The 24,217-nt window shown below is 42.2% G+C and carries 19 protein-coding genes and 3 tRNA genes; 4 read left to right on the plus strand and 18 right to left on the minus strand.

The genetic code is table 11. From position 1 onward, the window contains the following. Nucleotides 1-104 precede the first annotated feature (104 nt). A complete protein-coding gene (locus tag GAVG_RS03975; protein ID WP_004113096.1) occupies nucleotides 105-1,391 on the minus strand; it encodes a hypothetical protein in 1,287 nt (428 codons plus the stop codon). A 446-nt stretch (nucleotides 1,392-1,837) separates the two neighbouring features. Between GAVG_RS03975 and GAVG_RS03980 the strand changes: the two genes are divergently transcribed. Further along, on the plus strand, nucleotides 1,838-6,166 hold the full coding sequence (locus GAVG_RS03980; RefSeq protein ID WP_048653128.1) for a coiled-coil domain-containing protein: 4,329 nt from the start codon (nucleotides 1,838-1,840) through the stop codon (nucleotides 6,164-6,166). Between the two features lie 343 nt (nucleotides 6,167-6,509). On the opposite strand, the gene era is transcribed toward GAVG_RS03980, so the two are convergent. The 6 genes from era to GAVG_RS04010 all read right to left on the minus strand — a co-directional run bounded on the left by era (nucleotide 6,510) and on the right by GAVG_RS04010 (nucleotide 12,165). Beyond that, a complete protein-coding gene (era, locus tag GAVG_RS03985) occupies nucleotides 6,510-7,574 on the minus strand; it encodes a GTPase Era (protein WP_009994154.1) in 1,065 nt (354 codons plus the stop codon). A gap of 9 nt (nucleotides 7,575-7,583) precedes the next feature. Then, complete coding sequence (locus GAVG_RS03990) at nucleotides 7,584-9,116, minus strand: hemolysin family protein (protein WP_009994156.1); 1,533 nt, start codon at nucleotides 9,114-9,116, stop codon at nucleotides 7,584-7,586. Beyond that, nucleotides 9,106-9,633 (minus strand): rRNA maturation RNase YbeY, encoded by a 528-nt coding sequence (ybeY, locus tag GAVG_RS03995; protein WP_004113111.1) that lies wholly within the window; start codon nucleotides 9,631-9,633, stop codon nucleotides 9,106-9,108. Before ybeY ends, GAVG_RS03990 begins: the two co-directional genes overlap by 11 nt. 2 nt (nucleotides 9,634-9,635) lie before the next feature. After that, the gene (locus GAVG_RS04000; RefSeq protein ID WP_009994158.1) at nucleotides 9,636-10,883 is read right to left on the minus strand and encodes a PhoH family protein; all 1,248 of its coding nucleotides are present in this window, start codon (nucleotides 10,881-10,883) and stop codon (nucleotides 9,636-9,638) included. A gap of 3 nt (nucleotides 10,884-10,886) precedes the next feature. After that, a complete protein-coding gene (locus tag GAVG_RS04005) occupies nucleotides 10,887-11,255 on the minus strand; it encodes a histidine triad nucleotide-binding protein (protein ID WP_004114864.1) in 369 nt (122 codons plus the stop codon). 112 nt (nucleotides 11,256-11,367) lie between these two features. After that, nucleotides 11,368-12,165, minus strand: a complete 798-nt coding sequence (locus GAVG_RS04010; protein ID WP_004114863.1) for a 16S rRNA (uracil(1498)-N(3))-methyltransferase — start codon at nucleotides 12,163-12,165, stop codon at nucleotides 11,368-11,370. A 144-nt stretch (nucleotides 12,166-12,309) separates the two neighbouring features. Here GAVG_RS04010 and GAVG_RS04015 point away from each other — a divergent pair, with 144 nt between their 5' ends. Next, nucleotides 12,310-13,476 (plus strand): succinate dehydrogenase/fumarate reductase iron-sulfur subunit, encoded by a 1,167-nt coding sequence (locus tag GAVG_RS04015; protein WP_009994162.1) that lies wholly within the window; start codon nucleotides 12,310-12,312, stop codon nucleotides 13,474-13,476. A 16-nt stretch (nucleotides 13,477-13,492) separates the two neighbouring features. Here the strand turns inward: GAVG_RS04015 and GAVG_RS04020 are convergent, their stop codons facing one another. From GAVG_RS04020 to GAVG_RS04040, 5 genes are all read right to left on the minus strand, one after another. Then, on the minus strand, nucleotides 13,493-14,362 hold the full coding sequence (locus GAVG_RS04020) for an LOG family protein (RefSeq protein WP_009994163.1): 870 nt from the start codon (nucleotides 14,360-14,362) through the stop codon (nucleotides 13,493-13,495). A 69-nt stretch (nucleotides 14,363-14,431) separates the two neighbouring features. Next, nucleotides 14,432-15,691 (minus strand): Na+/H+ antiporter NhaA, encoded by a 1,260-nt coding sequence (locus GAVG_RS04025; RefSeq protein WP_004114860.1) that lies wholly within the window; start codon nucleotides 15,689-15,691, stop codon nucleotides 14,432-14,434. 222 nt (nucleotides 15,692-15,913) lie between these two features. Beyond that, nucleotides 15,914-15,986, minus strand: a tRNA-Ala gene (locus GAVG_RS04030). A 129-nt stretch (nucleotides 15,987-16,115) separates the two neighbouring features. After that, on the minus strand, nucleotides 16,116-17,240 hold the full coding sequence (locus tag GAVG_RS04035; RefSeq protein ID WP_009994165.1) for a hypothetical protein: 1,125 nt from the start codon (nucleotides 17,238-17,240) through the stop codon (nucleotides 16,116-16,118). Between the two features lie 77 nt (nucleotides 17,241-17,317). Then, nucleotides 17,318-18,313, minus strand: a complete 996-nt coding sequence (locus GAVG_RS04040) for a DMT family transporter (protein ID WP_004138359.1) — start codon at nucleotides 18,311-18,313, stop codon at nucleotides 17,318-17,320. Between the two features lie 872 nt (nucleotides 18,314-19,185). On the opposite strand from GAVG_RS04040, the gene GAVG_RS04045 reads away from it, so the two are divergent. Beyond that, a complete protein-coding gene (locus GAVG_RS04045; RefSeq protein WP_048653143.1) occupies nucleotides 19,186-19,590 on the plus strand; it encodes a pyridoxamine 5'-phosphate oxidase family protein in 405 nt (134 codons plus the stop codon). A 177-nt stretch (nucleotides 19,591-19,767) separates the two neighbouring features. On the opposite strand, the gene GAVG_RS04050 is transcribed toward GAVG_RS04045, so the two are convergent. From GAVG_RS04050 to GAVG_RS04075, 6 genes are all read right to left on the minus strand, one after another. Then, a complete protein-coding gene (locus tag GAVG_RS04050; RefSeq protein ID WP_048653129.1) occupies nucleotides 19,768-20,217 on the minus strand; it encodes a DUF3021 family protein in 450 nt (149 codons plus the stop codon). A 77-nt stretch (nucleotides 20,218-20,294) separates the two neighbouring features. After that, nucleotides 20,295-20,795, minus strand: coding sequence for a LytTR family DNA-binding domain-containing protein (locus tag GAVG_RS04055; protein WP_004113132.1), 501 nt, complete (start codon nucleotides 20,793-20,795; stop codon nucleotides 20,295-20,297). Nucleotides 20,796-20,979: 184 nt separating this feature from the next. Continuing rightward, on the minus strand, nucleotides 20,980-21,801 hold the full coding sequence (locus tag GAVG_RS04060) for a histidine phosphatase family protein (RefSeq protein ID WP_009993488.1): 822 nt from the start codon (nucleotides 21,799-21,801) through the stop codon (nucleotides 20,980-20,982). Nucleotides 21,802-21,810: 9 nt separating this feature from the next. Beyond that, the gene (gene rsfS / locus GAVG_RS04065) at nucleotides 21,811-22,248 is read right to left on the minus strand and encodes a ribosome silencing factor (RefSeq protein ID WP_009993484.1); all 438 of its coding nucleotides are present in this window, start codon (nucleotides 22,246-22,248) and stop codon (nucleotides 21,811-21,813) included. Between the two features lie 29 nt (nucleotides 22,249-22,277). Further along, the gene (glmU, locus tag GAVG_RS04070) at nucleotides 22,278-23,693 is read right to left on the minus strand and encodes a bifunctional UDP-N-acetylglucosamine diphosphorylase/glucosamine-1-phosphate N-acetyltransferase GlmU (protein ID WP_013399648.1); all 1,416 of its coding nucleotides are present in this window, start codon (nucleotides 23,691-23,693) and stop codon (nucleotides 22,278-22,280) included. A 72-nt stretch (nucleotides 23,694-23,765) separates the two neighbouring features. Then, nucleotides 23,766-23,838, minus strand: a tRNA-Arg gene (locus tag GAVG_RS04075). A gap of 249 nt (nucleotides 23,839-24,087) precedes the next feature. Here GAVG_RS04075 and GAVG_RS04080 point away from each other — a divergent pair. Continuing rightward, nucleotides 24,088-24,161 (plus strand) — tRNA-Leu (locus GAVG_RS04080). Nucleotides 24,162-24,217: the final 56 nt, after the last annotated feature.

Here is a 24,217-nt window from a genome sequence, read left to right on the forward strand (position 1 = left end):
TATAACGAATCCAGCCATCTCGCAACAGAAAACAAAGAACGTCGCTCACTCGAGACAAATCTAACTTCACAAAATCAGCGCACATACACCATCGCTCGCATAAATCACAGCATTTTAATAATCCTAGGAACTCCTGCATCAATCAGCTTACTCTCAACCCTTTTAGGATTAACAATATCCGAAATGGTAAAACGCACAATCCTGCTTACTCCACACTCCTTCATAAGCAACGCTTCACGCTCAGCCTGCCGGTCAATATTGCGATTAATAACACTAGGATTATACGATTTACGCAACATTCGATTATCGCATGACGAATTAAAATCGACGTTAGTATGACTAGGATTATCGAAATCAACGTAATACTTTGAATGCCCGTCAAACTCGCCAACAATCAACTCAGCATTGGGAAGCCGCCACAAAAAATCACACCTATACTTGCCACCTGAGTGCGGCAATATAAACTCGCGTTGCAATTCTGGCACCATAAATCCGAGCGAAATCATCGTTCCTCGCGCGAACGATTCACCGCCGTTTTCACTTAATCTATTTGCAAAACAACAAAGGCGTCTAAGCGAGAGAAACTTGTCTATTCTAGTTTCACAGCAACTTCCAAAAAATGTGCTTTCAAATAAATCAGAGGTTGTTGCAGCAGAAACACTTTTATAATTATTAATATCCGAAGTCGAATATCTACTTTCACAAATAGAGATGACTTTAGCAAAATCAACATTATCGCGAGCAGCAGAATCGAAAATCGACAATGCTGATCTAAAATTCATGCTATTTGCAACATCGAAAAGCATTGTGCTCTTATCTACAATATGACTTCGAACTCCGTAATCTATATTGTCGCTTAAATGCGAAAGAACAACGAAGCGACCGCCACTTCCCTCCCTTCCACGCACAATTCGAACATCATCACTAGTGCCATCCATCTCTCTGCCTGTTGCATTAATTCTACGCAACAACGGATTATCATTTGCAGACTTTCTGGTTATAGTGCGAACGTAAATTGGAATTGACTGAGACGGCAGCATTTTGACGCAATCACTATTTTTATCAGTTTTATAATCAGTTTTATAATCATATGTTATGTGATCATAATCATTCACAACATCGTAGCCGATTAGCGCAGCAGCAGTAACCCCTGTAAATTTCCAGTCTGGATGAATATCCATCAAAGAAAACGCTATATGTCGAATTTGCTCAGCTGTATACAGATTTTGCCAATATTCTGTTCTTGCGTAAAGACCTGGGAATACTCTCACAAGCGATCCTGCCCTAGTGTACCTATACACACACTGCCTTTGCGAATTGCTGATTGGATGAAAACAACGATGCTCAAACTCAGCTTTTTCGAGCATGCTTTTAACGTTAGACTTTTTCATAAGCCTGAGATTATGAGATAAGCAATGAATGTGCAATAGATTTCGATCAATGTGGATAAAGGCTAGCTTGTAAGTATGAGACTAGACTGAGTTGACTTACGACAAGCGTTAGATTTGCCTCACCGATGATGCAAATCTAACGGATTTGACCCAAAAAGCGTTACAAATGTCTCATCAATGATGCAAATCTAACAAATTTGACCCAAAAAGCGTTACAAATGTCTCACCTCCGAGACATATATAACAAATCTGAGGCAAACAGAGAATGTCGCTCGCGCAGATTTAATCCATAGGTATTTGATAAAATCGCGTTGAAAACTTGATACCCCCCCCCCGGTAGAAAATATGTTTTCCAAAACAAGACGAACGGCAAGAAATTGCTAAAAATCTTGTTCAAAAACACGAAAACTAGCGATTTCCTATTATCAAACATGAGGAGAGGTTTTATGAATGCTAAAATCGCAGCCGCTATATCTTTAGGCGCAAGTTCACTGGCATTATTCGCAATGGCAAATGTGGCAAATGCCGATGTTGTAAATCAAAACTCAGATAATGCAAATGTTGAAATTAATGCTAATCATGAGAATCCTGATCCACAGGAAGCTAAAGCAAATGAACTCGCAAGAGAAGCTGAAAAGCTTGAGTTAGAAACCAAAACAGAAGTAGGCAAAGCCGATGAAGCTGTTAAAAACGCAAATAGCAATCTTGCAAAAGTAAATAAAAAAGTAGAAGACGCATCCAAAAAAGCATCCGAAGCTATAGAAGCGAAAAATCAAGCAGAAAAAGATGCAGAGGATGCAAAGAAGCAAGATGCAGAAGCTAAAGAAAAAGTAGATGCAGCTCAAAAGATAGTTGACGAAGCCGAAAAAATTAAAGAAAATGCACAATTAGCGGCAAGTAACGCCGAAAATGCAAAGAAGCAAGCAGAAACACAACTTGAACAAAATCAAAACGAACTACAAAATGCCCAAAAAGCTGTAGATGAAGCAAAAACAAATCTGAATGAAGAAAACAAGAATCTAAACGCAGCTAAAGAAAATCTTGAAAAAGAAAAGTCATCTTATACCTCTTTAGTTGAAAGCGCAAAATCTCTTGAAGAAGCAAAGAAGAAAACAGATAATGAGCTTAAAGACAAAGAAACAGAATTAAAAGAAAAACAAGCACAGTTAGAGCAACTTAAAAAGTCTGATTCTGCTTTAAGCAATACGGATTTGGAAAAAGTAAAACAAATTGCTAAAGAGAAAGAATCCGTTTATAAGCAAGCTCAAGAAAAAGTAACAAAAATTAAAGAAACGCTTGCTACAAGTACCCAGAAAATTAACAAAACAAGTGAAGAACTAGAATCTAAAGAAAAAGAACTAGAAAAAATCGGTGATTACAAAAAGCTAGTTGAATCTTACAAAAACTTAGACAATCTTAGAGGAAAAGCAGATGCAGCAGAAAAAGTCTACGATGCTGAAAGCAAAAATGATTCTAATACAGAAAATTCATTAGAGAAGAAGTCTGACTTCTACAAGTTCTTGCAATATGTGATTAACACTGAAAAAGCTAAGGAAAATAACAAAAACGAAGATCTTATTGCAGACGCTGAGCGCGCGCAGAAAATTCTTAAAGGCGAATCATATGTGATTCCAGGGCAAGAATTCCAAGATGGATCGTATAAAGAAGCACAAACAATAGAAGCTCCAACGTGGTATGAAGATATTGTAAAACCTGGGCTTGGTAGAGTTGGCAGCGCTGACTCTTTGCAAAACATGAAGGAAGCCGCTGAGTATTATGATGCTTTAAATGAGTACAGAAGAAACGATAACAACGCGTTGCAAAATGTAAACGTGCGTTTAAGCTTGATTGCCGAAAGCATTGTGCATTCCTTCTACTCTGCTGCTATTAATAATCATGCAGTAAACCATGAAAAGTATGATAACGCTAGTGTTATGGACACTACACCGTACAAAACTGCAGAAAATCTTGCGTGGGGAGATTACGACGGGCATAAAAATGGTCGAATGAAATATTCAAATAACGATTGCAAAGTTCTAGACGACGGTAAAACTTCATGCTCAAAGCAAATTAAAACGCAAAGCACGGAACCTAAACCTACAGATAATAAGTGGAATGCCTTAGACGGCTGGTATACGATTGAAAAGAATCGCTATGAAGAGGCTAGAGATACAGGAATCTTCTATACATTCAATGGCGATACAAAGATTGAAAACAAGCTTTCTGAAGCTGGTAAGCAATTCCTTAGGGACAATCAATATGATTTTGGAATGAAATTAAGCCAAAATCCAAACACAAGATTATTCGAAGAAAATGACGAAAATGGCAAGCTAACTAATTTATTTAGTCTTTCCGTAGGTCATTACACTACTTTTGCTAGAAAAGATATAAGTGCTGGCGGTTTCGCAGAAGGCGATTTATATATTCAAGAAATGACTAGACCTTCTGGCGGGAAACAAGAAACTGTTACAAAAAATGAAGATGTTGCTGTGTGGCACGGAAGCAATGAATATTCGATTAGCGTTGCCAAATATAAAGAGCTTCTTGATGGTTATGAGAACAGTCTAAAACAAGAAAAAGCTGCTGGAAGCGCCTCTGAAGATGCAGATGAAATCGTTAAATTGCAAAAGCTGAATGCTGAAGCAAATAAAGCAAATGCAAATTTGTTTGAAGCTAAGTACAATCTTCGAAAAGTACAATACGATTTGAATTTGCCAGACAAAAAGAGCGCTAAGGGGCTAAAAGAACAAGAATTAGAACATGTAAAAGCCGAGAAAGAAAAAGCAAATAATGAAGCTAAAAAATATGGCGACCCTAACGCAGACTGGGGAATCGAAGAAAATGCAGCTATTGCAAAAAAGCTTGCTCAGCAGTGGCAAACAAAGTACACGCATCTAAATGGAAAGGTTAAAACTCTTAGTAGCTCAATAGATGCTGCGAATGCTAAGAACTTACCAAATAAAATCGCCTTGGATGCTTTCACAAATGCTGCATACGATTTTGATAGCGCTAAGAACGAGTTAAAAAAATCTCAAGAAGAATTTGCAAAGCTCACTATTGAAGCAAAGAAATACGAGAATGAGTATAAAGTTGCAAGCACAAATGTAGAAGAAGCCGAGAAACAATCTCAGTTAACTGGTGAAGCAAAGCAAGCTAAAATCAGGGAGTTTGAAGAATCTGTAAAGCAACTCAAATCTACTAAAGACGATTTGCAAATCAAAGCTAATGATGCTGCTAAAAACTTGGCAGAAGCCAACGAGAAGGTCACGAAACAAGATGAAACTGTTGATAGTGTCACACGGTTGCTTGATTCTGCTCGTAACAGAGTTAGTGAAGCAGAGAAACAATTCAATCTTGCAAACAAAACTAAGGAAAAAGCTGAACAGAAAGTTGCGGAAACTCAAAGCCAAGTTAACAAAGCACAGAAGCAAATTGAAGATGCAAGCCAACAAATTGATTCTGCTAACAGAAAAGTTACAGAAGCTCAAAAGCAAGTTCAAGATGCTGAACAGCAGGTAGCTGCAGCAACCGAAGTTAAGAATAAAGCTGATGCTACTAAGTCGAATACAACTAAGTTAGTATCTGATGCTGCTGCTAAAGCCGCTCAAGCTAAGCAAAAAGCTAATGAAGCAAAGTCTGCTATTGAGCAAGCACAACGCATTACAAAAGAAGCTCAAAGCCAATTTGAATCAGCAAAGAAAAAGGCTGAAAACGTTAAAATGCAAGTTTTGCAAGCAAAGCAAAAAGTTGCTGAATTGCATGAGAAAGTTAAGACGCTTTTGGCTGGAGCTAAAAATAACGTAATTGAAAGGTACAACGCTACTTTTGCTGCCGTAAATCAAAGCTTCAATAATTTTGAGAATACGCTTATTCTTCGTTTTACAACGCTTGATGCAGTGGAACAGTCTCTTAATGAATCTACTAGTACTTTAGATAAGACTTTAAAGGACGTAAATTCGCTGGTGACTTCAGATAATGAGAATAATGGTGATGGTGGCAATAATGGTGGTAATAATGAATCTCCAACAGTGCCACAAACAAATCCGTCTCATGACGCAAGCACAGATTTAACGCCTGCTCCTACCCCATCTAAAGAAGTAGAATCGGGCAACGCTAATCAGAATACTGGTTCAACTAGCGCAACGCAGAATAACACGAGCAACAGTACAAGTTCTAGCGAATCCTTCGAGAACTACTACAACCAGTATCTTGCAGGATACGCAAACAACTTGTTCGGAAATGAGCAACTCGGATTCCACGCTGCTATTCCAGCTGCACAATCGCAAAGCGCAAACGATGCTAACGGTGCTAACGGTGCAAATGCTCAAAATGATAATGGCGTTGCAGCGAATAATGTTGCAGGAGCTGCGCACACTAACACTCTTAGCGCAAGCAGCGCTAACCGCATAGCAGCTGCTCTTGCATCTGGCTCTAAAGCTGCAGCTAAGGATCTTGCTAAAGATCTTGCTAAAGCACAAGATGCTGCTAAGGATTCTGCTGCTAAGAGCGAGTCCAATAAGGATAATGCAAAGAACGACGCAAAGGATTCTGCAAAGAGCAAGTCTAAGAGCGAATCCAAGAATGATTCCAAGAGTGAATCTAGTGAATCCAAGGATGAGTCTAAGAACGCTCAAGCTTCTGGCGGCGCACAAGACGGAGCGCAAAGCGCATCCAACAACACTACGCTTAAGGTTGTTGCAGCTCTAGCGGCTGTTGTTGCAGGAATCGCAGCAATCGGAGGCGGCACTTACTTCGCTCGCCATCGTCGCCCATAATCAAAACTAAAAAACAAAAATAAAACCGCGGTTAACTGGTCTTATAATTGACTAGTCTTCCGCGGTTTTTTGTATCTACACACGATCCCGCTTTTTGTAGCTCTACACACGAAAATCAGCAACAAAATGCGGAAAAAACGACGCTTCATGTAGTGCGTTTGTATGACAACACGCCGTATTTTAGGTACAAACACACTACAAGGCAGGTCCTCGTTCGCACGGATTAGCCGTGCGAACGTCTTCGCTTGCGTTGAAAGCACACCGTGCTTTCAACCTTAAGCAAGCTCAGCGCTCCGAATTGCCTTTTCGCGCTACGCTCTAAGCGAAAAGACAGGTCGTCGCGCTAGAACCCCAAGCGCTCAAGCTTCTTAGGGTCACTCTGCCACCCCTTTGCAACCTTCACATGCAAATCGAGCACAGCTTTAGCGCCCGTAATACGATTCACCGCAGTGCGCAAACGCTTCTTAACGCGCACAAGATGCTCCGCACCGCGCCCAATAATAATCGGCTTTTGCGAATCGCGCTCAACATACACCGACACAATCACATGCGCTTTATTATCGCTATATTGCGTATAGTCCCCATCTCCTGGGCGCACAATGCTATCTACAACAACCGCAAGCGAATGTGGCAACTCGTCGTCAAGCTCCTCAAGAAAAGCCCCACGAATCAACTCCGCAATCATGCTAGAAGGACTCTCCTCGCTAAGCTGATCGTCTGGATACATCTTCGGACCTTCTGGAAGATTGTCAATCAAAACCTTCTTAACTTCGTCAACATTGTCGCGTTCCAAAGCGCTAACTGGCACAATATCAGTAAAATCAGCAAACTGTTGAATCTCAATCAAATGAGACACCAACTCATCTCGGCTTAGCGTATCAATTTTAGTGACGATTCCAATAAGCGGAACCTTCCACACCCAGTTTCCAGACGCGTCTTTTTTGGCAAAGTCGGAGCGAAGTCGGCTCAAGATTCTTCTATCTCCAGGCCCAATCTCTTGATCTGCTGGAAGCAAGAAAGCAATCGCATCCACATCCGCAAGCGACTCGTCTACAATATCGTTCAAACGTTGGCCTAGCAAAGTGCGCGGTCTGTGGATTCCTGGAGTATCAACTAACACCATTTGCGCGTTTGGAGTTGTTAAGATTCCGCGAATCGCCTTGCGCGTTGTTTCTGGGCGAGAAGACGCGATTGCGATTTGCGTTCCGATTAGCGCGTTCATAAGCGTTGATTTTCCAACGTTTGGTCTGCCTACTACAGCAACAAATCCCGATTTATAGCCGTTAAAATCAGGCACTTCTACGCTCGCTTTTAGAGAAGGATCTAAATTAGCAAACATTTCGTCATTCATATCTTCCATATCTTCCATATCGTCACTCATATCATTAACATCTTTCATATCATTCATAATTCAACACTATTTATCGCCATCAACTTGCGATGATTCGCTATCTTTACTACTATCTTTATCGCCATTCTTGCCATTATTCTTGGCATCAGCCTTGCTGTCACTCTTTCCGCCGCTCTTTCCAGCGCTATCGTCTTCTTTAAGACCTTGAATATCTTTAAATCCTTGAATATCTCGCTCAACAAGAATCGTGGAGACTTTCTTGCGTCGCCCAGCAGAATCAACCGCGGTTAGCTTAAGACCTCTCGTCACAGCACTCGACCCAACAATCGGCACGTTTCCAAGCAACTTGGTAAGCAACCCAAACACAGTGTCTACATCGTCTTCGTCTATATGAACTTCAAAAATATCTTCCAAATCGGCGATAGGCGTGCGCGCAGGCATTTTCCACACACCCTTACTCACCTCTTGCGGATCCGCGTGCTGAGTGCGGTCGTGCTCGTCTTCTAGCTCTCCAACAATCTGCTCAATCGCGTCTTCAATCGTTACAAGCCCTGCAATTCCGCCATATTCGTCTACAACAACGGCAACATGCTGGCGGATTCGCTGCATTTCGTGGAACAAATCATCCACTGGCTTGGACTCTGGTACAAGCATTGGGCTTCGACTAATCGTAGAAACCGCGCGCTCAGATGCTGCTGGATTAAACACGGTTGCGCGCACAGCATCCTTTAAATACGCGATTCCTTCCAAATCGTCAACCGACTCGCCAATTATAGGCACGCGAGAAAATCCAGATCTTGAGCACAATTTTAGGAAATTTTCCAGCGTTTCGTCGTTTTTAACGCAAATCATATCGGTTCGCGGAACCATGATTTCGCGCGTTAACGTGTCGGAAAGCGTAAGCACGTTGCGCATCATCTCTGAAACTTCTGGGTCAAAATCGTTTGCTTCCACAAGCCTATCGATACTCGCTTTAGCTTGGTCTAATTGAATATTTTCCAACTCTTCGTCGTCGGAAAGAGCAGCATTCTTCTTATGATTTTGGCTTTGATTTTGCGAATCTCCACGGCTTGCGATTTTTGCAAAAGGATTCATAAAAACAGCAATCGAAATTATTCTAGACAAGCGCATCAGCTTAAAAACTGGCTGAGCCGCTCCAACTGCTCTTGGCCGCACAAGAACAGAAACAATTGCAACAATCATTGCAACTATTAGCCCGATTAATAGCGTTAACCAAAGAGGCGCACCAAGAGTCGCCGCGATTGCAGAAAAAGCCACGCCGTCCAGCACATTACACACGATTCGCACAAACGCGCACGCTCCGCTCGTAGCATACCTATCTGCTATAAGCTTTTTTGCTCTGCGAATTCTAGCAAGCTTCCTCAAGCGAACGACTTGACTTTCGTTATCGTTCGTTTGTTCTTCAATCATAAGATTATTAAGACTAGACCTTGTGACTCTTGGCACAGCCCCTTCCGCCGCCGCCATTGCAAGCGAAAGCCACACAAGCAAAACTGCGACTATTGCAATTGCACACAAGCAAGCCCACATATGTGCAGGCAAATCGGGAATCGGCGGAATTGTAATGTTATTTAGCATGATTTTTCTCGTATTCTTCCAGCTCATTTACAGCACCATCTGGCAAAGTGGCGTCGTAAAGTTCGCCAGATCTAGCTGCAAAGAACGTTAGCAAAAGCTGCCTTTGCAAGCCGAACATCTGCTTTTCTTCTTGAGGCGTAGTGTGATCGTATCCAAGCAAATGCAACATTCCGTGAATCGTGAGCAATAGCATCTCTTCCATTGTGCTATGCCCTGCCGCTGCTGCCTGTTGAGCCGCCACCCACGGGCAAATCACAAGGTCTCCAAGCATTCCTTCACTCACTTTGTCGTCGCTTCCAGGAGTCAGCTCGTCCATTGGAAAGCTCATAACGTCTGTAGGACCTTCTAAGTCCATCCACTTTTCGTGAAGACTAGCAATTGGCTCTGGGTCCACAAAAGTAATTGACAAATCGGATTGAACGCTTACTCGCATTTGTTGCAAAACCCACATTCCAAGGTCGGAGAATATTTTTGGGTCGATTTGCCAAACGGTTTCGTTCATCACTTCAACACTCATTATTACTTGATATTCCTCTCAAGATTTTGCGATTCGTTGGCTGCTTGCGACTCAAGACTTTTCCTATTTCTAGCCTTCTCGCGCCTAAAATCAGCCTCGCGATTTTCCCACGCTTCGTACGCTTCTACGATTCGCCCAACAAGCTCGGCCCTAACAACGTCTTGCGCATTTAAGTGAACAAACGCAATGCTTTTAACGTCTTTCAGCACGTTCTCAATCGAAGCTAATCCAGATTTTGGAACCGCTAAATCAACTTGCGTTCTATCCCCTGTAATCACCATTGTGGTGTTAAATCCAAGACGCGTCAAAAACATCTTAAGCTGCTGAACAGTAGCATTTTGCGCTTCGTCTAAAATAACAAAAGCGTCATTAAGCGTGCGACCTCTCATGTATGCAAGCGGCGCCACTTCCACAACGTTCTCGTCCATGTATCGCTTAAGTTGCGGCGCTCCCAACATGTCGGAAAGCGCGTCATAAAGCGGCCTTAAATATGGGTCTACTTTGTCGTTTAGCGTTCCAGGCAAGAATCCAAGATTTTCCCCAGCTTCTACAGCAGGGCGCGTCAACACTATTCTTCGCACTCGCCCATCTTCTAAAGCTCTAACAGCCTTAGCAACCGCTAAATACGTTTTTCCAGTACCAGCAGGCCCAATTCCAAACGTTACAGTATTTGATTCCATTGCTTGAATATAAGCTGTTTGACCCGCTGTTTTTGCGCGAACAGGATTTCCTCCTGCAAACGTTATAACACCTTTAGCCATTCGCGCTTTTCTGCTCATTGCGCGCCTTTTAGCATCTTCACTAGATGGCATTAAATCGGCAGAACCGCGCGCAAAATCGCTTTCCATTGCGCCAGTTCCAAAGCCAGATTCAGTTCCATTACCAAAAGACTTTAATCCGCTAAACGCTCCGCCTAAAACTCCGCCATTGTGCCCAATTCTATCGATTCGCACATTATGCTCGCTACCTTTAAGCACATCTCTTTCTAACATGCGTTTTACAGCATAAGAATCAACAGGAGCTTCGTAAGCGCAATCAACTATTTTGCGCAACGCGTGTTCGGCTTTGCAAGCGTCTTCTTCACTTCTTGCGCTTCTAGATACGATTTTCACACAATCCGCGTGAACGGAAATATCTATGCTTGGAAAAGCTTTCTCCAACTCTCTTAAGTTTGAATCTGCTGCTCCCAAAACAGCAACTGGGCTTAATTCGCTTGGAATTTGAACAATACGCGTTGTACTATTTGCCACGATTTATAAACTACCTTCTTCAAGTTTTTCGCCTGTTAAAACATGAGCGTGAACATGGAACACGGTTTGACCAGCTCCCAAACCAGTGTTGAAAACAAGGCGATAATCGCCATTATAAAAGTCGTTTGCAATTTTTTGCGCAACGCATGCAATATGAGCCAAAACATCAGAATCATTTTGAGCAAGATCTGCAACATTCTTGTAATGATTGCGCGGAACAATCAAAACATGCACCTTGGCTTGCGGATTAATATCTTTAAAAGCCACTACTTCATCGTCTTCATACACTTTGCTGCTTGGGATTTGCCCATCAATTATCTTGCAAAAAATGCAATCGTCGTCAGTTTTGTATGTTTTGCATGCTTTATCCATTATTTTGCCCACTTTTCAATAATTCTTATTGCAATTCTTGTTGCAATTCTTATTGCCGAACACCATTTACTATTTTACACAAAACACGCACAAAGCTTGCAAAAATTGCTTACTACTCATACCTGCCAAGTGCTCTAGAAAGCAACGATAAACATACTGGCCCTGCTGTAGATGCGCGTAAAATATTGCTTCCTAAAACGCAACTTTTGGCGCCAGCGTCTATAAAACTTTGCACTTCTTCTTCGCTAATTCCGCCTTCTGGCCCCACAACTACATAAACAGTGCGCGTTTTGCCATCTTTTAAGCATTTTTCCGTTAAGTCGTTTACGTAGTTTTCGATTTGACTAAAAGAATCCGTTGCGTCTTGATGCAAAACAACTACAAGGCTTCCATAAACGCATGCACGCCTACAAATCGCTAGAATCTGCTTGCTTGTAACTGGCTCTAAAAGCTGTGGAATCCACGCTCTGCGCGATTGCTCCGTTGCAGCCTCAAGCACTTGATTCCATCGCTTATCTGTGCGCCCTGGCTTCCATTTTGAAATCGACCTATTTGCGCACCAAGGAATTACTTCGTCTACACCAATTTGGGTAGCCATGTCTATTGCTTGCTCGTCGTGACCCGTTTTTGCGAGAGCCTGAATAAGCGTTAATCGGGTTGTTGGCGCTGGTTCTTTTATGAACGAATCTACTCTAACTAAGCCGTTTTCGCTGTCTGTAATCGTTGCGTGAATTCGCACTCCTTTGCCGTCCGAAAGGTCTAGCGAATCGCCATCCGAAAGTCGCATTGCGCTTATTGCGTGCCTTTTAACGTGTTGAGGCAAGCTAAGAGTCCACCCTTCTTCAATCCCATTTGCAAGAACGGGCGCATCGTCTTTATTCGTATCCAGCAAAAACAAAGCATCTGTCATAATTTAAGCCTAACGTTAGGCGCAGCCAACATTTTTGCTACTTCTGTGATTCGCTCAAGTATTTCTGCTTCTGCATTTTCGCTCAAGTATTTCTGTGCAAGTATTATGGCAAACTAGAATTATATGAATTGGAGGTATGCGCAAATGGTTGACGATTTTAGACGCAACTTTGCGCATTCTAATAATCAAGATTGCACTACAAGCGATGAAGCTTTTGTGACTTTTCGCGTATCTCGTTTTACGCCAAATGACGATTCTTGCGATTCGTCGGTTACTTGCGACTCCGCGGTTGCTTGCGATTCAGCGGTTGCTTGCGATTCAGCCACCGATTCAGCACCAATCGCCTCCACTAACTCCCCTGGTTTAGTTAGAAGGCACCGAGAAAGCCCTTTTGCAAAAAAGCGCAAAAGTAGCCCATTTTCAACGCAAAATTCTGGCGATTTACCAGCTAAACCATTAAGCGGAAAACATTGGATTCAAGATTATACGATTCGCGCGCGCAAAAACGACACGATTTTAGACTGCTTGCTTAAAATTAAGCGCACAATAGACCCCACTTTGGCATTTAGATACTCTTGCGGTCACGGCGTTTGCGGATCGGATGCTGCAAACGTAAACGGCATGCCCACTTTACTTTGCACAGCCACAATCGCCCAAAACGCTAGGCAAAATACACAAACTCAAGGTGTTAGATCAAGCGGTTTTAGAAAAACTGGTAGCGTAAAGTCGCAAGCAACCGCAACACCAACACCAACAGCCGATGAAAATCACAATCTGCAAGTTCAATCTCAAGAGATATCTTCACTAATCCAAAATGGAAGCTTTGGCATTATTGAGGTTGCGCCACTTTCAGGCTTTCCTATTCAAAGAGATCTTATTTGCGATCTTTCCCCAATGATTGCACAGCTTAAAAGACTCGAGCCATATTTGCAAGCGCAAGATGTTCAAACAAGAAACAGCAGCGGAAAACTTGCGATTATTGAGTTTTTGCAGCACCCAGAGCAGCTTGCAAAGTTTGAGCTTTTAAGCAATTGCATAATGTGCGGCGTGTGTGAAGGAATTTGCCCAGTCTATGCAGGCGGAGAAGCGTTTATTGGACCTGCAGCACTTATAAATGCTGCGCGATTTATTAACGATTCTAGAGATAACGCCACTAATCGAAGATTAGACTTGGCGGATTCTAGCGACGGCATAAGCGCGTGCCAATCCGTGCGAGCATGCTCCAGGCAATGCCCACGCGGAATCGACGTTGGAGAAGAAATTTGGCAACTTACAACGCTTATAAATGAGCGAAAAATGAAGGAAAACTAGCCAAAACTAGCTAAGACTAATTAATAAACTTGTCTCCAGTTGCAATTCGCACAGCTTCTAGAGGATCGTCTGTAGTCGCAAGCAAACTAGGGTCAAAAGACGATATAAGTCCTCTTTCTTTAACTGTAGTTTCAATCCAATTCATAAGGCCTTTCCAATATTCACTGCCGAAAAGAACAACAGGAATTTTAGAAACCTTATGCGTTTGAACAAGCGTAAGCGACTCAAAAAGCTCGTCCATTGTGCCAAAACCGCCTGGGCACACAATAATTCCCGAAGAATATTTTAGGAACATTGTTTTGCGAACAAAAAAGTAACGAAATTGCATTCCAAGATTCACCCACTGATTTAGGCCCTGCTCGTGAGGCAATTCGATTCCTAACCCCACGCTTGTTCCGCCAGCTTCTGCCGCTCCGCGATTTGCCGCTTCCATAATTCCAGGACCTCCGCCCGTAATCACAGCAAAACCGCGTTTTACAAGCTCTTTGCCCATTATGCGAGCGCTACTGTATTCTGGATCGTCTGGCTTTATTCGTGCAGAGCCAAACACGCTAACAGCTAATCCAAGTTTTGCTAAAGCGTCGAAACCATCAATAAATTCGGCTTGTATTCTAAGAACTCTCCAAGGGTCAAGTCCTTGCCACGCATGATTATCTTGCAAATCTCCGTTAGGCAAATCGTGTTGCAATAGCGTTTCCGTTGTGCTTTCCTTAGGAATCATTGGCCCGCGCATCATTACCGCACCGCTGTAATAAGTGTCTTTCCAAGGTGAGTTTTGTTCGCTTTGCGCGCGCAAGTCGCAAGAATTATCTGGATTATCAGATTTACCAGAATTATCTAAACTATCTAAATTACCTAAATTATCTAAATTATTATTAGAAACCATAAGTCACCTTTAGAACTTTCTAGTCACTTTCTAGTCATCTTGTAATCGCGTTAAATAAACGCATTAAAGTCACTCTTCAATATCGTCTAATTCTTCTTCCATATGATTCGATTGCTTTGCAAGCATAAATCCCGAAACAGCAGCCGCAATAATAGACGCCACTAGTACTCCGAATCGTGCTTCACCCGAAAGATCCGCGTCGCTGTATGCAAGCGAAGCGATTAGCAAAGACACAGTAAAACCAATTCCGCACGCGCATGCTGTAGGCAAAAGGTCGCGAACGCGCAAATCGTCTGGAACGCGCAAGCCAATAACTTTCTTAGCAAACCAAGCAGTAATCATAATTCCAAGTGGCTTTCCAACAACTAGCGCAATCGTAATCGCAATTAGTATTGGAGACAAGAACAGCTGCCAAGTCAATGTTTCAAAATGAACTCCAGTTGCAAAAAGCGCAAAAACTGGCAGCGCAAACAAAGAAGACAAAGGCTGAATTTTCTGTCGATACCTTTCGGCTCTAAGCGACTTTTCGCCGTGAACAAGATGCGCAGGAGTTAGCAAACCAACCATTACGCCTGCAAGAGTTGGGTGAACGCCAGCTTGATACATCATAACCCACGCAAGCAAGCCAACAAGAGCCACAACAGGCCACGGAACGCGCTTTAATCGCACAAGCATAGTCCATACTAATCCGCATAAAACAACGCCCACAAACCAATACCATGCGTTAAGCGAAGAGAAGAACAATGCGATTAATGCGATTCCAAGAAGATCGTCTACTGTAGCCAGAGTCATTAAAAATGCGCGCAAGGCTTTAGGAAGCGTTTTAGCAAAAAGCGCAAGAACAGCCAGAGAGAATGCTATATCTGTTGCCGTAGGAATAGCCCAGCCAGCGCGAACCATGTCTAAAGACGGAAGCGCTCCAGAAGTAAGTCGCATAATCTCTTGACCAGCGTGCAACTCCGAGAATATTGTAACAGTTCCCGCAAAAAGAATAGGAGGAACAACCATACCTCCAATCGCGCAAATCATTGGCATTGCTGCCGCGCGAGGGTCTCTAAGCGATCCTGCAATAAGCTCGTGTTTTAAGTCTAAACCAACTGTAAGAAAGAAAATAGTTAACAAGCCGTCTTGAACCCAGTGGCTAATCGACATGTGAATATTTGTGTACGGAATTCCTATTTGAGTGTGAGAAACAGCTTCAAAAATCGGAGACGTAAATGGCAAATTTGCAAGCATTAATCCAGCTAAAGCAAATCCGAGCATAATTAACCCAGATGTACGCTCATTATTGGCTATTTTGCATACTGTTTTCCAAGAGCGTCTTAGCATGATGTAAATCTTCCCTCCGATTTTCTATCTTTTATTTTCTATTTTCTATTTTTGACTTTTAGTTTTTAGTTTCGACTTTTTACTTTCGACTTTTGTTTAACAATTTACGGCATATAAATTTTATGCGATAAAGTTTATGCACCTAGGACTTATAAGTATATAGGATACGTATCGAAATATAACAAAAAACGCCACCTCGCTTAGAAGTGACGTTTCAAATTGTGGAGCTAGGGGGATTCGAACCCCCGACCCCCTCCATGCCATGGAGATGCGCTACCAGCTGCGCCATAGCCCCGTTTTTAATTGTGCGGCTCAAACGAACCTTTGATAGAATACAACAGATTTTGCTACCAACCAAACTCGGCGTGTCGTAAACTCCTCAATTTTTGTTGTAAAAATATGGATTTCTTGCCGCATAAAACTATTATTCGCCACTACCCGATGATTGTTGCGATCCAGATTCTCCCTGCTGTACAGAAGTACCACCATCTGCACCATTAGGTGAAGAATAAGAAGGAGATGAAGGAGACGAAGCCGATCCAGAATCTGTGTTTTGTGAAGAATCACCCTTAGATCCGCTAGATTTTGAGTCAGATCCAGAATTGTTTAATCCATCCGCACCCTTTGAATCACCACTATTCGAAGAGTTTTTATCATCTAAAGAGTTTCCTTCATGATTATTCGCATCTTTTTTATCAGACGGTTTTTTATCCGAACTATTCTCATCATTCTTATTGTCTTCATTAGATTTAGAATAGTTGCCTGAATCTTGATTCTGATTTTGAATACGATTATTCTCACCATTTTCAGGAGTCTGATTTCCCCTATTAGTCTGATTGTTATTTTGCGCAGGATTCTGCGGTAAATTGTTTAAATTATCAGTGCCTTTTCCTTGCGTAAACAACAGAACCATGCCAGCAGTAATAATCACCGCAGCAAGAGCGCTAAGAACAGCAACTAAAATAGTAAGTCGTTTGTACCTTGACTCATCATCCACGTATTTTTTCTGCTTTGCATAGTCATAATCACTATTGTTGCCTAATCTACGCTTTGCGTCGGTTAGCGTAAGCAGAGAATCCGAATCTCCTTCCGAAAGCGAATTATCTTCTTCTTTCATCTTTCTTAATGAAGACAATTCCATAATGCTTGTGTTATCAACGCTATTATCAGTATTTTGCCCAGAGGCAGTAGCCATAACTTTTCTAACTGTTTTTATTCTGCGAGGTTCGTTCGCTTCATGAACCTCATATTCTTCTGGCATATCATCCTCTAATGCAATAAATCGTGCATTATTTACAACTTTAGTGTCATCATCTGCATAATGGCTTGAAACTGATTTTAATGCAGAAGAAGACTGGATCTTTTTTGAAGACGCGTGAATAACATTTTGATAAAGTTGCGATGCTACAGCAGACACAATCGAACCTATTGCAACACCAATTACTGATCCTGCTATACCGATTTTTGACGATAGAAGTAATGCTGTAACAGCTGCTAAAGAACCAGCCAGCACTTGCGTAAACGATATTCCTTTGAAGAAGTTCTTCACAAGTACCACCTTACAAAATTATTATTTACTACTATTCAAATTGACAATTATTGACAACTATTTAAATTGACAACTATTTAAATTGTAGATGCTGCTGCAGATGCAACTTTAGACTCTGTTTCAGAAATTTTCTGCTTATTTTTGATTTTTATAAGCTCAATATGTTCTGCCAAACTTGCAAGCAGAATCGCAGCAAAAATCAATGCAAAGCCAATAAAAGCAACGCTTGTTACGCGCTCGTTGTATAGAATGCTAGAAAATAGCAATGTAAATAAGCATTCTGTGCACATAATCACGGAAGCGTTAGCTGTTGAAAGATAAATCAGAGTATAGTTTTGAATGATTTGCGCAAGAACAGTTACTATCACTATAAGATAGAACATGTTCGTAATAGTTATCCAATTATCTTCGGCATTAAAATTAGGCAAAGGCTCACTTATTGCAGCTCCGCACAAAAATAGAACTCCAGAAACACTAAACTGACCGAATGTTAAAGCAACGGGATTGTATTGTCTAGAATAATACGCTAAGTATGTTAAGTTAAACGCAAAAACAGCCGCGCAAATAAGAGTTAAAACATCTCCGTGAGAAAGTGTAAGAACAAGAGATCCTGGCTTTAATGCAACTAATCCAACGCCCACAACGCATGTTAGAGCTGCAATAATTCCTAAAAGCGTTGGCTTTTTTCTAATAATCATCCAAGCTGAAAATGGCGCTATAACACAGTAGGCGGCTGTAAGAAAAGCACTTCTACCTGGGTCTATCCACCTTAATCCTTCTGTTTGAGTAACTAAAGATGCGTAGTATGTAACACCTGTTAAAAGCGAAGGAATTATTAGCTTTTTAGTAAAATTTTTGCGGATTGTTTTAAAGAAGACTGCGCCCATTATTATGCACGCTCCAAGCATGCGAACTCCCATAAGCCATTGAGGTGGGAATACCTCTAGAGCGTATTTAGATGAGACGTAGCTTCCGCCCCAAATTGCGGCGCATAAGAGCAACATGATTCGCGCGAAGTTTACGTTAATTCGATTGTTCTGTCTTGGTTGAACCGCGCTATTTATTTCACTCATGTCACTCCCCTCAATTTCTTGCAAATCACAAGTCTATAACATTAAATTTTTCTTTAAGGTAGCTAAATTGCCTTATAAACTTTATAGAATAGCCACAAAAACAAGAAAAGTACAACCTATCGGCGTTCCTTCGGAAAATTTCCTAATTGACAACTGAATTGGTTGTACACACTGCGACTTTACCTTAATATTTACGATTAATGATTGATGCGCGACGACCTGCCTTTTCGCTTAAAGCGTAGCGCGAAAAGGTAATTCGGAGCGCTGAGCTTGCTTAAGGTTGAAAGCACAGTGTGCTTTCAACGCAAGCGAAGACGTGAGCGCGCTTAGACCGCGCGAACGGTATTCTCTGTTTACTATTGTGAGAGGGCTGGCTAATTCTTGTCTCACAACGCTCCGCCTATTACGTGTAGTCTAGAGTTGCGGTTGTTCCGTTTTGTCTTTGATTTTGTTTTTGTGTTGAGGTTTGTTTGTAGTGGTTGATCATTGGATTATTTGGTATCGGCTGCCGCTCTTATACTGTTCGACCAAGAATCACCCAGCCCTCTTACATGCTAGGACTTTTGCGTGGTTTTTATCACCGAGATTCGAGATTTTTCTTGCGCGACGACCTGCCTTTTCGCTTAAAGCGTAGCGCGTTAGCGATTTTCCGCTTTTTGTACGTGATTTAGGTCAAATATGGTACAAAGTGCGGAAAATTACGTTTGCACTTTGTACAATTGGTGATTTATGTCACAAGTTTAGGCGTTTTTGCAAAAACTTGTCGAATTTTAAGCATTTATATGCAGGATTGCGCGTAATCTTAGATGTGATTGAATCATAATCATATGATTGCGCGATTGCAAAATAATCAGTTGAAGAAAGGACTCAACATGGCAACTCTTAGTGAAGATATGAAGACTTTTATTGAGAACAATTTGGCTTGGATTGCAACGATTAGCAAAGATGGCGAGCTTGATCTTGGACCAAAGATGTCAATGTTTGTTCTAGACGATAATCACCTTGCTTACCACGAGCGCACTGCAGGTCAGCATTTTAAGAACTTGCAAGACGGCAGCCAGCTTGTTGTTGCCGTTGCAAATTTGGCCGAAAAGAAGGGATATCGCTTCCGCGGGACCGTTACTCTTCACACAGATGACGCGATTTACGAAGAGCAGGTACGAGTTGCAGAAGAAAAAGGCACAAAGAAGCCTGCTGCCGTTCCTGTTATGGAGATTAATGAGATTCAGGATTTGACTTCTGGAGCTAATGCTGGAAAGACAATTGCTAAAGATTAATCAAAATACTAATTTTTAGCAAAAATCTAACAAAACGCCGAATTTTTAGGTCTCTAATACGAGGCATACAATAGCGAGTGGCGTTCTTCTTCAAAGGCGAAGATGAACACCACTCAATTTTTATTTGATTATTTTATTTACTTAAATTTTTACTTAAATTATTTAATTGTCACTAATTTACTTGCTTTCTTTACGCAATGCTTGCAACCTAGCGTTCATTTCTTCCGCTTTCTTCTTCTCGAAGTAATAAATTATTGCAGCAAGTGCAATCGGGAAAATAACAGTGAATACAATCCATCCGCAAATCACAGCTGGCCCATCTTTGAATGAAATCCACCCAACAATCACAGACACAATAAATTGAATAGCAATTGGTGGAACTAGTGCAAAAACGAACTTCGCAAGATTTGACATACGCTCATTCGACCAAAAAATAGCGAACACTCCATAGCCTATGCCAATAACAAACGACGCTACAGCATAAGATGCAATTCTGTTTCCAACTGCGGTATGCGCTAACAGGCTCGACACAAAACTAATTGCAGTAAAAATAGTGCACCCTATGCCAATGCCTTTAACAATGTTTTTTACCATTGTTTTACCAAAAGTTGTAACTTGCTTTTCCATAATAATCATTTCCTTTTTAAGTATTAAAAAATTAGTATTAAAATTTTTGATAGTTTTATATTTGACTACGCTTAAAACTACATTCCTAAGCGCTTTTTGAACCCAGCTAAGCATCTGCGACTAATCCACTCAACGCTTCCGTCGTCCATTTTTACGCTCATACTTCCGCCGAATCCTGGATCAACTCGAACAATGCGATTCAAGTTCACGATTGCGGATTTAGATATGCGCACAAACGACGCGAATTGCGGATTGTCGAAATCCATTAGGCGCTTGTAAGACACGCACTCGCCTTTATCACTGTGAATAATTACGCGCGAATTTTCTACGCAAATCATAATCACATCTGGCTCATGCATAACAATAATCGAATCGTTAATATAACCGTATATGAATGAATTATTGTTGCTATTTTCCGCATTTACAGTATTATTTTCAGTGTTACTTGCTTTTGCATTTTTAGAATCAATGCTTTGCAAATTGGCTATAATGCGTTTAAGATTGTCGTCAATATTGTGAACTGACAATTGAGCGTGCTGCTCCTCTTCTGGCGGCACAATAGCAATCGTTACCTTCATCAAGCCTCCCTTCCGTATACTACCGTTAGCGTTTACTAGCTTTTGCTAACTTTTCTTAGCTTTTGCTAGCTTTCTGTTTTGTAATTTTGACTATACGGCACTGTAAATAATCTGTCTTTACAAAACCGCTAAACGGTAGCTTTTGGAACATAAGCGGCGAAAAATGAAAAGATTACACAGCTACTTAAGCCGCTCCCCAAATGCGAATAAGACGCTGACTTGTAGGGTCGGCTGCAGGGCCTTGATCGTAAGCATCCAAACGCCAATGGATTGAACCATCCGCGTTAAGACTTGGAATTAAACGCGCCCAACGACCGTTTCCCATTCCACCAATCGTCTTATAAGAAGGATCTACCTTGTCTAATCCAAGAAGCTTATGAACAGTTTGAGATAGGCAAGAGCCGTGCGAAAACACTAGCAAATCGCGATCCGAGCCAGTTTTGCGCGCCCAATCCTCAACAGCTTTCGCCGCGCGCTCGCCAACTTCTTGCTTAGTTTCTGCACCGTGGTTGAGTTCACCACCTTTGCCATCAACCCATGACTTAAAATCTTCAGGCCATTTTTCGTTAATTTGCTGGCGATTAAGGCCTTCCCACTCTCCAAAAAAGCGCTCGCGCACACCATTTTCAACGTGAACATTAAGCTCAATCTTATCTGCAAAAGCATGAGCTGTCTGTTGTGCGCGAATAAGCGGAGAAGCAATTGCAACAAAACTCGCGTCTGCTTCTTCTGGAGTAATGCGCACGTGCTCCTCGCTATTTGGATTCTTTGGGTCTTCTAAGTCGGAAGCTCCAAAAAGAACACGCAAAGCCTTACCAGAGCGAGTCACCTGGTCTATTCCAGACTCATCTAAAGCAATATCAATCATGCCTTGAAGTCTAAATTGTGCATTATAAGGCGTCTGGCCATGGCGAACAAGCATTACAGAACGCGCAATACCTTCGTGAGCGCTGTTTTTATTGGCATTATGCGCAATTTGCGTTGCGCTTTCAACAAAATCAACCATTATCTTGCGCTACCTTTCAGACTCTTGATCGCCATTTTGCGCATCATAGACATAATCGCCATCCGCATCGCTCTCATCATGCTCTGGAAGTTGCAAATCAATTGCAGGGCAATCATTCCACAAACGCTCAAGGCGATAAAACTCGCGCGCTTCCTCGTGCATAATATGAATCACAAAGTCGCCAAAATCAAGCAAAATCCACTGTGCTAGTTCTAAACCTTCTCGAGATAAAGCTTTACGCTTATTGTCTTTTAAGTACAAGTCTTTTTCGATTTCTTCGCTAACAGCTAAGACTTGACGCTCGTTAGATGCAGAAACAACCAGCATGGCGTCTGTAATTCCAAGCAGATTGCTAACGTCAAAAGCCTGGATATTAGTGGCTTTTAACCTATCAGCTGCAGCCGCAGCAATCCTAATCGCGTTAACAGAGCTTTCTAAAGCTGCCATTGTTTCTCCTTAACTATTGAACTATCGAACTAGCGCTCCCAAACTGGCTTCCAGCCTTCTACAACATGCTGCGTATTTTCCGAATACACCATGGAATCCGCTGGAACATCGTGACGCACAACAGATCCTGCACCCGTTGTAACTCCATCTCCAACAGTAACGGGAGCTACAAACAGGTTTCCTGCACCAACATGCGCGTTAGAGCCAATAGTCGTGTGATTCTTATGCACACCGTCGTAGTTTGCTGTAATTGTGCCACCGCCGATATTCGTGTGCTCACCCAAATCAGCGTCGCCCATGTAGCTTAAGTGTGGAACCTTAGTGCCGTTTCCAATATGCGCTTTCTTCATCTCCACAAACGCGCCCGCTTTGCTCTCCTCGCCAAGCACATTTCCTGGTCGCAAATACGTCCACGGACCAATGTTTGCAGCGCGGCAAATATGTGATTCTTGCACACGCGAGCGCTCCACAACCGCGTCTTCATCTACTTGCGCATCGATAAGCGTAGTGTATGGTCCTACAACCGCACCGCTTTTAACAATCGTTTGCCCTTGCAAGAAGCACCCTGGAAGTACCGTAACGTCTTCTTGCAAAACAACATCGTCTTCGATCCACGTGTTTTCTGGGTCTAGAATCGTTACGCCTTCAAGCATCCACTTTTCGCAAACGCGCTTGTTGTATGCTTTTGCAAGCGCAGCTAATTGAACGCGTGTATTTACGCCTTCTACTCTCAACGAATCAGCTGCCGCCATTGCTCCAACACGCCCCATTGTGCGAGCGTGCTCTAGCGCATCCGTTAAGTAAAACTCGCCTTGAGCGTTCTTGGAATTAAGGTTAGATATTGCGTCTGTAAGCACTTCCGCATCGAACACGTACACAGATGTGTTCACTTCCTTAATCGCAAGCTCTCCTGCATTAGCATCTTTGTGTTCAACAATTCTTAGCACATCACCATTTGCTTCTCGCACAATTCGCCCGTAGCCAGTGGCATCGTCTAAAACAGCGGTTAAAACAGTTGCTACATTGCCTTGATTATTGTGAAAATCAATTAATGATTGCAATGTTTGCGTGTCTAAAAGTGGCATATCACTTGCCGCAATTACCACAGAACCTTTAAGCGCACTACCACATTCTTGTTTTGAAGCTTCATTAAGATCTCGCATTGCGCACTGCACTGCCCTGCCCGTTCCAGGCTTATCATCCTGGTTCACAATACGCACGGCGTTATTGTAGCTTTGCGCAGCTGCCGACACTCGTTGCGCTTGAGCGTGCACTACAACAGCAAGCTCCTTAGGGTTTACGCCTGCCATTGCGTTCATTACGCGATTTAAGAACGTTTTTCCAGCGAACGGATGCAATACTTTCGGCGTTGTTGAACGCATGCGCGTCCCATCACCTGCTGCCAGAATTATCGCTGCGGCTACATTATCATTATGCTTTTCCACGCGCGCTCCTTGTTTTTATGAGATATTGTCGAAATGCTTTCGAAATAATACAAGAGCAGAAAATCAAACAAGTGCCCCCGACGCGATTCGAACGCGCAACCAACGGATTAGAAGGCCGTTGCTCTATCCATTGAGCTACAGAGGCGCAAGTCGCAATTATACCAAAATTCTTACATCAACACACCCAGTCTTAAATAATTTGCAAATTAATATTTCTGTTTTGACTCTGTTTTGACTCTGTTTTGATTTATATTTATTTATTTTGATTTTACTTTGGGTTTTTGGTGCTCGGCTGCTAGCGACTTTTCCGCACGCGCAACACGCGGTATATTTGATTACTCTACAAAATGTGGTATAGTCATCAAGTCGCGTTAAAACGCGGATAATTTAAGATGCCCCTGTATCCCAATTGGTAGAGGAAACAGCCTCAAAATCTGTGCAGTGTGAGTTCGAGTCTCACCGGGGGCACGTGCACAACGCCGCTTAACATTCTAAGCGGCGTTTTTGTTATCTTCTCTCTCACG

It is taken from the genome of Gardnerella vaginalis ATCC 14018 = JCM 11026, from assembly GCF_001042655.1.
Taxonomy (GTDB): Bacteria; Actinomycetota; Actinomycetes; order Actinomycetales; family Bifidobacteriaceae; genus Bifidobacterium; species Bifidobacterium vaginale.

Bases quoted from the DNA above. Each gene is read 5' to 3' on its own strand.
- GAVG_RS04050 (WP_048653129.1), bottom strand. From the start codon at position 20,217: ATGGAAAAGCAAGTTACAACTTTTGGTAAAACAATGGTAAAAAACATT.
- GAVG_RS04060 (WP_009993488.1), bottom strand. From the start codon at position 21,801: ATGGTTGATTTTGTTGAAAGCGCAACGCAAATTGCGCATAATGCCAAT.
- GAVG_RS04025 (WP_004114860.1), bottom strand. From the start codon at position 15,691: ATGCTAAGACGCTCTTGGAAAACAGTATGCAAAATAGCCAATAATGAG.
- GAVG_RS04015 (WP_009994162.1), top strand. From the start codon at position 12,310: ATGGTTGACGATTTTAGACGCAACTTTGCGCATTCTAATAATCAAGAT.
- GAVG_RS03975 (WP_004113096.1), bottom strand. From the start codon at position 1,391: ATGAAAAAGTCTAACGTTAAAAGCATGCTCGAAAAAGCTGAGTTTGAG.
- GAVG_RS04020 (WP_009994163.1), bottom strand. From the start codon at position 14,362: ATGGTTTCTAATAATAATTTAGATAATTTAGGTAATTTAGATAGTTTA.
- era (WP_009994154.1), bottom strand. From the start codon at position 7,574: ATGAATGATATGAAAGATGTTAATGATATGAGTGACGATATGGAAGAT.
- GAVG_RS04040 (WP_004138359.1), bottom strand. From the start codon at position 18,313: ATGAGTGAAATAAATAGCGCGGTTCAACCAAGACAGAACAATCGAATT.
- ybeY (WP_004113111.1), bottom strand. From the start codon at position 9,633: ATGAGTGTTGAAGTGATGAACGAAACCGTTTGGCAAATCGACCCAAAA.
- GAVG_RS03990 (WP_009994156.1), bottom strand. From the start codon at position 9,116: ATGCTAAATAACATTACAATTCCGCCGATTCCCGATTTGCCTGCACAT.
- GAVG_RS04005 (WP_004114864.1), bottom strand. From the start codon at position 11,255: ATGGATAAAGCATGCAAAACATACAAAACTGACGACGATTGCATTTTT.
- GAVG_RS04045 (WP_048653143.1), top strand. From the start codon at position 19,186: ATGGCAACTCTTAGTGAAGATATGAAGACTTTTATTGAGAACAATTTG.
- GAVG_RS04010 (WP_004114863.1), bottom strand. From the start codon at position 12,165: ATGACAGATGCTTTGTTTTTGCTGGATACGAATAAAGACGATGCGCCC.
- GAVG_RS04055 (WP_004113132.1), bottom strand. From the start codon at position 20,795: ATGAAGGTAACGATTGCTATTGTGCCGCCAGAAGAGGAGCAGCACGCT.
- GAVG_RS03980 (WP_048653128.1), top strand. From the start codon at position 1,838: ATGAATGCTAAAATCGCAGCCGCTATATCTTTAGGCGCAAGTTCACTG.
- rsfS (WP_009993484.1), bottom strand. From the start codon at position 22,248: ATGGCAGCTTTAGAAAGCTCTGTTAACGCGATTAGGATTGCTGCGGCT.